Origin of the sequence: Alistipes sp. CAG:29 (assembly GCF_000435435.1) — a bacterium.
GTDB lineage: Bacteria > Bacteroidota > Bacteroidia > Bacteroidales > Rikenellaceae > Alistipes > Alistipes onderdonkii.
The window spans coordinates 1-11249 of sequence record NZ_FR893426.1 but is presented as its reverse complement, the minus strand read 5'-3'; the positions used below and the strand labels follow the sequence as shown (position 1 = coordinate 11249).

At 61.2% G+C, this 11249-nt stretch carries 11 protein-coding genes; 2 read left to right on the top strand and 9 right to left on the bottom strand.

Translation table 11 applies throughout. The features are described 5' to 3' along the window. From QVP03_RS03760 to QVP03_RS03735, 6 genes are all read right to left on the bottom strand, one after another. Positions 1–534: hypothetical protein (locus QVP03_RS03760; RefSeq protein ID WP_288210624.1), on the bottom strand; the 534-nt coding region annotated here is incomplete at its 3' end. Between the two features lie 14 nt (positions 535–548). Next, on the bottom strand, positions 549–1172 hold the full coding sequence (locus QVP03_RS03755) for a lactate utilization protein (protein ID WP_022332265.1): 624 nt from the start codon (positions 1170–1172) through the stop codon (positions 549–551). Beyond that, a complete protein-coding gene (locus QVP03_RS03750) occupies positions 1126–1497 on the bottom strand; it encodes a hypothetical protein (RefSeq protein ID WP_022332264.1) in 372 nt (123 codons plus the stop codon). Before QVP03_RS03750 ends, QVP03_RS03755 begins: the two co-directional genes overlap by 47 nt. 4 nt (positions 1498–1501) lie before the next feature. After that, positions 1502–2818 carry an RIP metalloprotease RseP gene (gene rseP, locus QVP03_RS03745; protein WP_022332263.1) on the bottom strand — a complete coding sequence of 439 codons (1317 nt, stop codon included), beginning with the start codon at positions 2816–2818 and terminating at the stop codon, positions 1502–1504. A 13-nt stretch (positions 2819–2831) separates the two neighbouring features. Next, a complete protein-coding gene (dxr, locus tag QVP03_RS03740; RefSeq protein WP_022332262.1) occupies positions 2832–3983 on the bottom strand; it encodes a 1-deoxy-D-xylulose-5-phosphate reductoisomerase in 1152 nt (383 codons plus the stop codon). Positions 3984–3992: 9 nt separating this feature from the next. Beyond that, on the bottom strand, positions 3993–4862 hold the full coding sequence (locus tag QVP03_RS03735) for a murein hydrolase activator EnvC family protein (RefSeq protein WP_018697312.1): 870 nt from the start codon (positions 4860–4862) through the stop codon (positions 3993–3995). A gap of 117 nt (positions 4863–4979) precedes the next feature. Between QVP03_RS03735 and QVP03_RS03730 the strand changes: the two genes are divergently transcribed. Then, entirely contained in the window at positions 4980–5891 is a 912-nt protein-coding gene (locus tag QVP03_RS03730) for a nucleotidyltransferase family protein (RefSeq protein WP_022332261.1), read from the top strand. 162 nt (positions 5892–6053) lie between these two features. Here the strand turns inward: QVP03_RS03730 and QVP03_RS03725 are convergent, their stop codons facing one another. From QVP03_RS03725 to QVP03_RS03715, 3 genes are read right to left on the bottom strand one after another with little or no spacing between them, the layout of a single operon-like run. Further along, a complete protein-coding gene (locus QVP03_RS03725) occupies positions 6054–6443 on the bottom strand; it encodes a hypothetical protein (RefSeq protein WP_022332260.1) in 390 nt (129 codons plus the stop codon). After that, entirely contained in the window at positions 6444–8906 is a 2463-nt protein-coding gene (locus QVP03_RS03720; protein WP_022332259.1) for a GumC family protein, read from the bottom strand. It abuts the gene before it with no gap. 8 nt (positions 8907–8914) lie between these two features. Further along, positions 8915–9709, bottom strand: a complete 795-nt coding sequence (locus tag QVP03_RS03715) for a polysaccharide biosynthesis/export family protein (RefSeq protein ID WP_022332258.1) — start codon at positions 9707–9709, stop codon at positions 8915–8917. A gap of 179 nt (positions 9710–9888) precedes the next feature. Between QVP03_RS03715 and QVP03_RS03710 the strand changes: the two genes are divergently transcribed. Then, the gene (locus QVP03_RS03710) at positions 9889–11166 is read left to right on the top strand and encodes an alpha-amylase family glycosyl hydrolase (RefSeq protein ID WP_022332257.1); all 1278 of its coding nucleotides are present in this window, start codon (positions 9889–9891) and stop codon (positions 11164–11166) included. Positions 11167–11249: the final 83 nt, after the last annotated feature.

Below are 11249 nucleotides of genomic sequence, written 5' to 3'. Positions count from 1 at the left end.
GTGCGTCGTGTATTCCAGCCTTTCGACCTTCGTGATGCCGGCCGTGGGGTAGAGGGCCTGGTATTTGGCCGTGAGGTCTACGGTCAGCAGCGTGAGGCTCTTGCCCTCCTCCGAATAGTAGGAAACCGCATAGGTGTAGTCGGCGTCCTCGTAGAAGAACCGCAGCTGGTCGGGTTTGTCGGGTTCCTTGTTGAACGACCCGGTGACCGGCGCGGCGTCCGGTGCGGGTGTGATATAGAGCCATCCGCTGTTGTGGTAGAGGAATTCGAGCACGTAACCGCCCCCGGCCTGTACCGGGGCTTCGGCCAGCACGTCCGCGCGTATGGCCTCGATTACCGGGTCGGGTTCAGGCTCGGGTTCGGGTTCGGGTTCCGGCTCGTCTTCGGCCGTTGCCGTTGCTGCTGGGCCGAGCGTGACGGTGGCTTCGACCCGGCTCACCGGATAGCTTGTCGTGTAGTACGGTTCCGATTTCTCCCCGCAGGCCGCGAGTGCCGCCGCGAGGATCAGTATGGCTATGTATCTTATGGCTTTCATCCTTCCGGTATTTGTCAAAGTCCCAGTTCCTGGTCTATCAGCACGACCAGCACGCGCCCTGCGGGCCAGCACCGCAGCATCTCCATACGCGTGTTGCACACGCGATCGGGCGAGTTACAGTCCGAGCATACGCCCGTTCGGGCGCACGGCGTGCGGAACCCCGGGTGCCGTGCGACGTTTTGCGGTGCGGCGATCGTGCGGATGCGCTCCTCGGCCTGGGCACGGTCGGCGACGATCTTGTTGCGTCCGGCCACGATGACCACCTTGCGGGGCCCGAACGCCACCGGGGCGATGCGGTTGCCCACCTTGTCGAGCCAGTGGAGCGAGCCTTCCATGCTGATGGCGTTGACCCCCGTGATGAAGAGGTCGGACATCAGCGCCTGCCGGCGTATCTCCAACCGTTCGGGATAGCTCATCGCGGGGTCGAACCCGTCGAGCAGCTTCCAGCGTCCGTCGCCGCGCAGCCACCCGACGATGCCCGTGGCGTGCATCGTTTCCGAGTCGCCGAACGATACTATTTCCGGCCGTTCCCGCTCCGCGATGGCTTTCAGCACCGCGAACGCCTCGGTGATGTCCTTCACCGTTTCAACCTCAAAATGGTGTCGCCGTAATGCTTCGGCGCAGTTTGCCAGTTTCATCTGTTTCGAATTGTCCGCCCCCGAGGAATCCCTCAGGGCTATAATTAAGGTACGAAATTATAAGGTAAATCGCCGCCCCGAGTGCCAGGATTACCACGATCCATCCGATGATCCGTTTTCTGCGCCGTTCCCGGCGGGTCTCTTCCCGGATCTCGGCTTTGACGCGTTCGACCGTTTCGGGCGGGAGTTCTTCCCGACGCGTCGGATGACCGGCCCTGTCCCTGCCCAGCAGGTCGAGCATCTTCTCTTTCTTGCTGCGGGGCTGCCGTTCGCGGCGGTTGGCCGCGAGCCGTTGTACCATGTCCTGTACATGCCCCAGCAACATATGCCTACTTGATAAAGAACCTGTATATGTCGTTTCCGTTGGCGTACAGCAACAGGAACAGGATGATGACCAGCCCGACGTACTGCGCGCCTTCCAGCACCTTGTCGCTCACCTTGCGTCCCGTGACCATCTCCCAGAACGTGAAGATCGCATGCCCGCCGTCCAGGCCCGGTATGGGCAGGATGTTCATCACCGCGAGGATGATCGACAGGAACGCCGTCTTCAACCAGAAATCCTCCCAGTTCCAGTCCCCGGGGAAAATACTGCCGATGGCGATGAACCCGCCCAGCTCCTCGTACATCTTGGTCTTGGGCTGCACGATCATCTTCAACTGTTCCCAGTAGGACGAAATGACTTTCCCGGCCTTTTCGATGCCTGCCGGGATCGACTGCCAGAAGGTGTACTCCTGTGTGCGCAGCGTATAGGGATTGCGTGCTATCACGCCCAGCTTGCCCTCGTCGGACACCGGGACGGCGATCTGCAGCAGCATGTCGCCTTCGCGCTTCACCGTCAGGGTCACCTCCCCGCCCGCCCGGGTCTTCAGATATTGCTGGTAGCCGGAGTATTCCAGCCCCCGTGCGTCGTCGATGGCCACGATCTCGTCGCCGCGCCTGAGCGCCGCCGCCGATTCGTACACCGCGCTGTCGATCAGGAACGGCACACGCAGCGTAAAGAGGTCTTCGTAACCTTTGGCCTGGCGCATCTCGATCAGCTCGTCCAGCGGCAACGTCAGCTCCACGTGCTTCCCGCCGCGCTCGACGACGACCTTCCGCTCGCCTTCGGTGATGAGCAGCGAATTGAGTATCTTGTTGATGTCGCCGACCGGTTCGCCGTCGATGGTCACGAACTTGTCACCGTCCTCGAAGCCGAGTTTGTGCCCCGCCTCGTTGAAGTTGTAACCCCATTTGGCGTCCTCGTTCGAGAAGTAGTTGTCGCCCCACGTGTAGCAGACGCCGCAGTAGATGACGATCGCCAGCAGGACGTTCATCACCACGCCCGCGATCATCACCAGAAAACGCTGCCATGCGGGTTTGGTGCGGAATTCGTCGGGCTTGGGGGGCTGTTTCATCTGCTCCTTGTCCATCGACTCGTCGATCATGCCGGCGATCTTGCAGTATCCGCCCAGCGGCAGCCAGCCCAGCCCGTACTCGGTGTCGCCGCGCTTGAACTTGAAGATCGAAAACCACGGGTCGAAGAAGATATAGAACTTGTCGACGCGGATCCTGAAAACCCGCGCCATAAGGAAGTGCCCCAATTCGTGAATGCCCACCAGGATGGTGAAGCAGAGGAAAAACTGAATGATCTTGATGATTATATCCATGTCTGTCTTTTGGTTACAACGCTAAGTATTCCGCGGCCAGCCGCCGGGCCTCGTCGTTCGCCTCGGCGTAGTCCCCGAGGGTGGGGGCGGCGGCGAACGAGGCGCGCCCCAGGGCGTACTCGATGGCACGCACAATATCCAGCCATGCGCACTTGCGGCCGAGGAACGCCGCGACGGCCACCTCGTTGGCGCCGTTCATCGTGCAGGCCGCCGTGCCGCGGCGGCGCAGGCACTCGCAGGCGATCTCCAGCGCCGGGTATTTCGCCCGGTCGACCCCGGCGAATGTCAGCTGCGGGTGCGCCATGAAGTCGAACCGCTCGCCGGGGCGGGTCGCCCGCCGGGGGTACATCAGCGCGAAGCTGATCGGCATACGCATGTCGGGCGTGCCCAGCTGTGCCTTGATCGCCCCGTCCTCGAACTCCACCATCGAGTGTACGATCGACTGCGGGTGCAGCAGCACCGTTATTTTCTCCACCGGGGTGCCGAACAGCCAGTGTGCCTCGATCACCTCGAAACCTTTGTTCACCAGCGTCGACGAGTCTATCGTGATCTTTGCGCCCATCTCCCACTGGGGGTGGCGCAGCGCCTGTTCCACGGTCACATCGGCCAGTTTTTCGCACGGCAGGTCGCGGAATGCGCCGCCGCTGCACGTGATGATGAGCCTCCGTATGGGCGACTGCTCGCCCACCAGGCACTGGAAGATGGCCGAATGTTCCGAGTCGATCGGCAGGATCGGGGCACGCTTTTCGGCCGCCAGCCGCATCACGTATTCGCCGCCCACCACGAGCGACTCCTTGTTGGCCAGCGCCAGTTTCTTCCCGGCGCCGAGCGCGGCCACCGTCGGCGCCAGCCCGGCGTAGCCTACCAGCGCGTTGACCACCACGTCCGTATCGCCGCCCGCCGCGACCTGGGCCACGGCATCCTCTCCGGCGTACACCTTCACGTCGGTGCCGGCCAGCGCATCGCGCAGCTGCCCGTAATAGCGTTCGTCGGCGATGACCGCCGTGTCCGCGTCGAATTCCCGTGCCTGTGTCGCGAGCCGCTGCCAGTTGCGGTTGGCCGTCAGCACGCGCACTTCGAATAAAGCGGGGTTCTCACGCACGATGTCGAGCGTCTGCACGCCGATCGAGCCCGTCGAACCCAGTATTGCAAGTCGTTGTTTCATGCCTGTGCGTCAGAATACGATATACCCTTCTGGGTCTACGGGCTTGCCGTTGTTCCAGAGTTCGAATTCGAAAAGCCGCACCTCGCCCTCTTCCGCCTCGGCGTTGTAGCCGACCATCTCGCCCGCGCGGATGGTCTGCCCCGTGGTGACGAGCGACTGCGAAAGCCCCTTGTAGACCGAGAGGAGGTTGTTCGCATGCTGCAGCTCGACCATGTAACCCGTCTCGGGCGTCCAGAGGCTCAGCACCACCGTGCCGTTGTCGATGGCCGTGATGCGGTCGCTGGCCGCCGCCGCGATGCGTACCCCGAAATTGCCGTTGCGGATGTCGAAGCGGTCGGTGATGATCCCCTCCACGGGTTTGGCCAGCTCGATCGCCTCGCGTACCGAACGCCGCGACCCGCCGCTGCGGCCTGCGATGGCGTACGGGCCGTCGCCCTCCATCTGCGCCCGCAGGATCGAGTCCTCGGGCGAGGGCATCACCAGCACCTTGCTGGTGCGGGTGCTGTCCGACGTGGCGAGCGTGCGCGCCACGGGGGTTTTGCCTTCCATGATCAGCGCGATATGCTGGTTGTAGGTGAGCATGTCGTTCATCATGCGCTCCATCGAGTCGAGCCGGATGATGTTCTGCACGAGGCTTTCGCGCGAACGGTCTGCCTCGGTGCGGTATCCCGGCAGCAGTTCTAGGATCGGGGAGTAGGCCACCAGCGACAGGATGAGGATGAACAGCAGCAGCACGAACGACAGGAAGGCCGCGAAGATGCTGGCCGGCGAGAGGTGCATGTGCCACTCCTCGCTGTTGTCCGTGGCATTGAGCATGTTGAAACGGCGTTTGCGGAAAAGCCCGCGCCACCATGCCCGTATGGATTTGAAAAATCTCATCGGTTTATGACATTATGAATGCAAAGATAACCAATTTCATAGAAAACCTTTGCGGAACGCGCCGAATTTTTTAACTTTGTGATCGTTTAGAATCAACGCAAAAAACAGCTGAAAAGTATGGTAAAACCTACATTACTCGTCCTCGCCGCAGGTATGGGCTCCCGTTACGGTTCGCTCAAGCAGATGGACGGGGTCGGCCCCAACAACGAGGCCATCATAGATTATTCGGTCTACGACGCCATCCGCGCCGGTTTCGGCAAGGTCGTTTTCGTCATCCGCCACTCTTTCGAAAAGGAGTTCCGCGAAGTCTTCTCCGCGGAGCGTTTCGGCGGCCGCATCGCCGTGGAGTTCGTGTTCCAGGAGTTGGACTACCTGCCCCAGGGAGCTGCTGTTCCCGAAGGGCGCGTCAAGCCGTGGGGCACCAACCACGCCGTGATGATGGCGGCCGACGCCATCCGCGAACCCTTCGCCGTGATCAATGCCGACGACTTCTACGGTGCCGAAGCCTACAAGACCATCGGGGACTACCTTTCGCAGTTGGGCGAGAGCCGGAACCGCTACTGCATGGTCGCCTACGACCTCGACAAGACCCTTTCGGACAACGGTACCGTTTCGCGCGGCGTCTGCGGTGTGGATGCTGCGGGCAACCTCACCTCGATGGTCGAGCGCACGCAGATCGAGCGTATGCCCGACGGCAGGATCGTCTTCCACGACGGCGGCGCCGACGAAGTACTGGCCGGGGACACGCCGGTGTCGATGAACCTCTTTGGCTTCACCCCCGATTTCTTTACCTATTCCAGGGAGTATTTCAAGACGTGGCTCGCCGGGAACAAGGAGAACCTCAAAGCCGAGTTCTACATCCCGACGATGGTCAACAAACTCATCGGCGAAGGCACGGCCTCGTTGCGTGTGCTCCGCTCGGCGGCGCAGTGGCACGGTGTCACCTACAAGGAGGACAAACCCGCGCTGGTGGCCTCGATCGAGAAGATGATCGCTGAGGGCAAATATCCCCGCAACCTCTGGGCATAATTGCCGGCTGCGGCATCGCATATGCAAAAGGGCGGATATTTTCATCCGCCCTTTTGCTTATTGTTTCATCCGCCTTTTTGCTTATTGTTTGTGGAGTGTCGTTTGCCGCGCCGGCTTCGGAAAGCCTGATTTGCCTTCGGTTTGGCCGGCTCCCGCGGCGGCTCAGTCCAGGAAACCTTCCCTGACCAACTGCTCCCGGATGCGCGTCCAGTCCGCTACGGGGCGTTTCACACCGTCCACGAACCGGATCGGGCAGCCGAGGCTGCTGTCGTCGATGTAGAGGTCGGCGTGGACTTTCGGCGAGGATGTCCAGCGCTGCTGCGAGGGGTTCTCGTTCACGGCGTAGAGCGGGATTCCCCGCTCGCGGAACCACCGGATCGCGTCGTCGAGCAGCTTGCCGTGGCGCATCGTGTAAAGTATCAGGCGGCAACCGTTGTCCGTAAGTTCTTTCAGTACGGGAACCGCCCCGGCGTCGTCGCCGATTTCGGGATATGCGTGTGTCACGACCGTTCCGTCGAAATCGACGGCGATCAATGCATTGCGTATAGCCATTTATTTCTTGTTCCTTATTTTACGTCCGATTTTGCTGAAGAAGATTTTCAGGCGCTTGCGGTAGCTGGTCTCCTTGTAATCGTCGTATCCATACCCGTATCCGTACCCGTAGCCATATCCGTAGCCATATCTGTAACCGTATCCGTGGCGGCGGGTGCGCGTGCCGTTGAGTACGACGCACATGTTGCGGAATTTCTTCTCGCGGTAAAGCCGTTCGATGTCGGGCAGCTGCCGGCGGTCGAGCACGCCTTCGCGTACGATATAGATACAGAGGTCTGCCAGCCGGTCGGTGATGACCGCGTCGGCTACCGACATGGCCGGGGTGCTGTCGATGAATACATAGTCGTAGCTCTCCCGCAGCTCGGCGACCAGCTTGTCCAGGCGATCCGAAAGCAACATCTCCGTGGGGTTGGGCGGCTGGATGCCGGCGCAGATCACGTCGAGGTTTTTGTGTATCTCCATCGGCGTGATCAGTTCGCCGATGTCGGTGATCGTCCCGGCCAGGTAGCTCGTGATGCCTTTTTTGCTGTTGCTGCGGCCCAGCGTCGTGGAGAGCGCGTGGCGGCGCAGGTCGAGGTCGATCAGTACGATCCGCTTCCCGGCCATGGCGAGCGTCATCGCCAGGTTCATCGCCACGAACGTCTTACCCGCATGGGGGTCGGACGACGTGAAGAGCACGCACTTGATTTCCTTGCCCGACGATACGTTCATGAAGGTCATGTTCGAACGCAGGATGCGGAAAGCCTCGGACAATGCGTCGCGTCCGGTTTCCCGGACGACGATGCCGCCCTTGTTCTCTCCTTCGAGGAAGGGGATGTCCCCCAGGAACGGGGCGCTGATGTTCTCTTCGATGTCCTTGCGGCCGCGGATGGTCGTGTCGAGCATGCCGATCAGGTAGATGATGCCGAAGGGGATCGCCAGGCCGGCCAGCAGGCTGATGCCCAGGATGATCATCGAACGGGGCGACACGGGCCTGGGGCTGCCGTATGCCTGGTCGATCGTACGCGAATTGCTTTCGGCGACGGCATAGTTGAGCTGCGTCTCCTCCTGCTTGTTGAGCAGGTAGAGGAACAACTCCTCCTTGATCTTCTGCTGGCGCATGATGTCGAGCAGGACTTTCTCCTGCGACGGCATGGTGGATATGCGGTGGTTGGCCAGCGCCTCCTCCTTGCGCATGTTCGTAAGCTGTATTTCGAGCGTCGAGACGTGCGAGTTGAGCGAAGCGATGATCGAGCGGCGCACGGCAGCCAGCACGTTGTCCATGTCCTGGATCACGGGGCTGCGCTCCGAACTGTTTTCGAGCAGTTTCTGGCGGCGCAGGATGGCGTCGTTATATTCGGTGATCTGGGCGACGATCCCGTTGTTGGTCAGCGAGGCGACCATCGGGATCAGTTCCCCCGCATGCGTCGGGTTGTTGAGGTAGTCGCGGATGTAGTTGGCGACGCTGATCTGGTTTTCGATCGAAAGCCCTTCGACCTTGAATTTGCTGCTCTCGGTGATGGATCGGGTAGCCTCCGAGGTGATGTCGATCATCTGGTTGCTCTTCTTGATCCCCTCGATTTCGCTGTCCACGACGCCCAGTTCCCGTCCGATGGCCAGCATACGCTCCTTGATGAAGGCGTTGGTCACGACCGATACCTGCCGCTTGTCGGCGATGGCGTCCTCTTCGTACACGGCGATCAGCGTGTTGATCACGTCCTCGGCACGCTTGGGTACGGAACTGTTCATCGAGATGGTGACGATCGACGCCTGCTTGTTGGCCACGTCGCTCTTCACGGTGGCGCGGTAGGCGTTCGTCGTGACCATCGGCGAACTCTTGGTGACGGTGATGGGCCTGTCCACATAGGTCGAGTCCATGAACGGCGTCTTGTGTACGACCATCTGCCCCAGCGGTGTAGGGATCGTATCGCCGTACTGGCCGCGGATGACCCTGCGCTTCTCCTGCTTGGTGAGGTACTTGTCGTCGAAGTCCGCCAGTTTGATCCGGCCGTCCTCGAGCTCGGTCACCTCGAGCGAAAGGCGCTGGTTGTCGTCGTCGATGAAATCGACTTCGATGGGCGAGCGTCCGTAGAGGTCGAGCGTCCGCAGCCCGTCCCGTACGGAGTAGTTGACCGTCAGGTGGAGGCGCTTTACCACCTCGGACATCAGCCTGTGCGACTGGAGGATGTAAACCTCGTTGTCGACGTTGCGGCGGTTCTGGAAACCTACCAGGTCGCTGAATGCGCCCAGTTCCATGTCGCCGCCCTTGCGGCTGTCCTTTACGAGGATGGTGGCCGTGCGGCTGTATATCTTCGGGGTGCTGGCCAGGTAGTAGTAGGCCATGCCGAGGCAGATGAGCACCGACAAGGCGAACCAGTACCAGTTGGCCAGAACCATCTGTAACAGGTCGTGCAGCGTGAGGCCGCTGCCGTTTTCGTTCTCGTCGTTCTGCAGGTGTTGCTGCTGGTTGTTGTATTCGGTCATGGCCCGGCTTATTTGGTTAAGGTTATGATAAGCGTCGCCACGGAGATGGCCGTACCTACGAGCGAGAGGTAGAAGTTGCGGTTCTGGCTGATTTCACCGGCCTGTGCCTTATATTTATTGGGCTTGACGTAGATCACGTCGTTCTGCTGGATGTAGAACGCCGGCGAGTTGAAGAGGTCTTTCGACGTGAGGTCGAGGTATTCGATCGTGCGCACGCCGTTCACTTCGCGGGCCACGGCCACGTCCGTACGGATACCGTAGATCGTCAGGTCGCCGGCCATGGCCAGGGCGTCGAAGATCGAGATTTTGTCGCGCGTGACGTCGTAATGCCCCGGGCGGGCGACTTCGCCGATGACCGAAATCTTCATGTCGGCGAACTGCACGTTGACCGACGGGTCGTTGATATACCCGCCCTCGACGATCTTGTCGGCGATGGCCTGTGCCAGTTCGCTGCGGGTCTTTCCCTTGCAGTCGATCTTCCCGATCACGGGCATGTCGAGCATGCCGTTCTCGTCCACCGTGCGGATTTGCAGCGACTGGTTGGTCGCCGAACTGTACGAGGCGACTCCCGTCACGGAACTCAGCGAGGTCGATGAGTTGAACGGCACTGCCAGTTCGGGGTCTTTGCTGTTGACCACGACCGTCAGCCGGTCGAGGGGTTTGATCCGGATCTGGCCGCTTTCGGCGATTTGTTCAGGCGTAAAGGGGTTCGCGTCCTGCAGGTACCAGGCACGTTTCTGCGAGGCACATGACGAGACCAGCAGGGCCAGGATGACCGGGACTAAGAGGCGGTAATGCTTCATTTTTACTAAGGCGTTTTATATCGTGCGCAAAGGTAGTAATTTTTGTGAAATAAACCTACATGTGCCCCTTGCTATTTTGTCCCTATTGCACCGGATTCGGTCGCCGCCCGGATTTTTTCCGGAAAAAAGCGTACATTTGACATCCCGGAATCCGGATTCCGCATTAAAATATGGAAATTATGTTGCATCCCGAGTGGAGTTACCAGGCTGTAATCTATGAAATGAACGTGCGCCAGCTGACGCGCGAAGGCACCCTCAGGGCCGCCGCCGCGAAGCTCGGCTTCTTGCGCGACATGGGCATCGACGCCGTGTGGCTGATGCCCGTCTATCCGATCGGCGCCGAGGGGCGCAAGGGCTCGCTGGGCTCTTACTATTCGATCCGCGACTATTGCGCCGTCGACCCCGGGCTGGGGACGATGGGGGATTTCGATGCGTTTGTCGCCGAGGCGCACCGCCTGGGCATGAAGGTGCTGCTGGACTGGGTCGCCAACCATACGGCGCGCGACGCCCGCTGGGTCGGCGAGAAGCCTGCCGACTGGTATGAGCGCGATGCCGCGGGGGCGCCCGCCGTGCCCTGGGACTGGACGGACACCGCCAAACTCAACTATGCGAACCGCGACGTGTGGCGGGCCGAGGCCGACGCCATGGAGTTCTGGGTGCGCCGGCACGCCGTCGACGGTTTCCGCTGCGACATGGCGATGCTCGTGCCCGTGGAGTTCTGGAATGAAACTGCCCGCCGCCTGCGGAAGGTGAACCCCGACCTGTTCCTGCTGGCCGAGGCCGAGGAGCCTTACCTCTTCGAAGCGGGTGCCTTCGACGCCTGCTATGCCTGGGAGATGCACCACCTGATGAACGACGTGGCGCAGCAGAAGGTGCGCGTGACCGCCCTGCGCGACTACATTTATGCCGACCGTAACCGTTACCCGCAGTCCGCCATGCGCCTGGTGTTCACCTCCAACCACGACGAGAATTCGTGGAACGGCTCGGAGTTCACGCGCATGGGCGGCGCCCGCGAGATCATGGCCGCCTTCACGTTCGTCGTGCCGCGCGGCCTGCCGCTGGTCTATACCGGGCAGGAGATCGGCTACGACCATTCGTTCGCCTTCTTCGACCGCGACCCGATCCCCTCCTACGCGGCCAATTCGTTCACGGATTTCTACCGCCGCCTGGCCGGGCTCCGGCATGCCAACCCTGCGCTCGCCGCCGGGGAGGCGGGCGGCGAGATGGTTGAGATACGCAACAACGCCGAGGATTGCCTGATGACCTTCGTGCGCGAAGTGAAGGGCAACCGCGTCGTCGCCGTGATGAACCTCTCGCCCTACGCCATCCATGCCGATTATTACACGGGTATCTATGCCGGCATGTACACCGATGCCATGACGGGCGTTGCCTGCGAACTGCGCGGGCATGTCGAGGAGGACATGGCGCCGTGGAGCTACCGCATCCTGACGCGCTGACCCCTGCGGCCGCGGAGGCAGCGGCCGCATCCCCGCCCGATCCCTGCCCGATGCCCGCCCGATGCCCGCCCGATGCCTGGCTG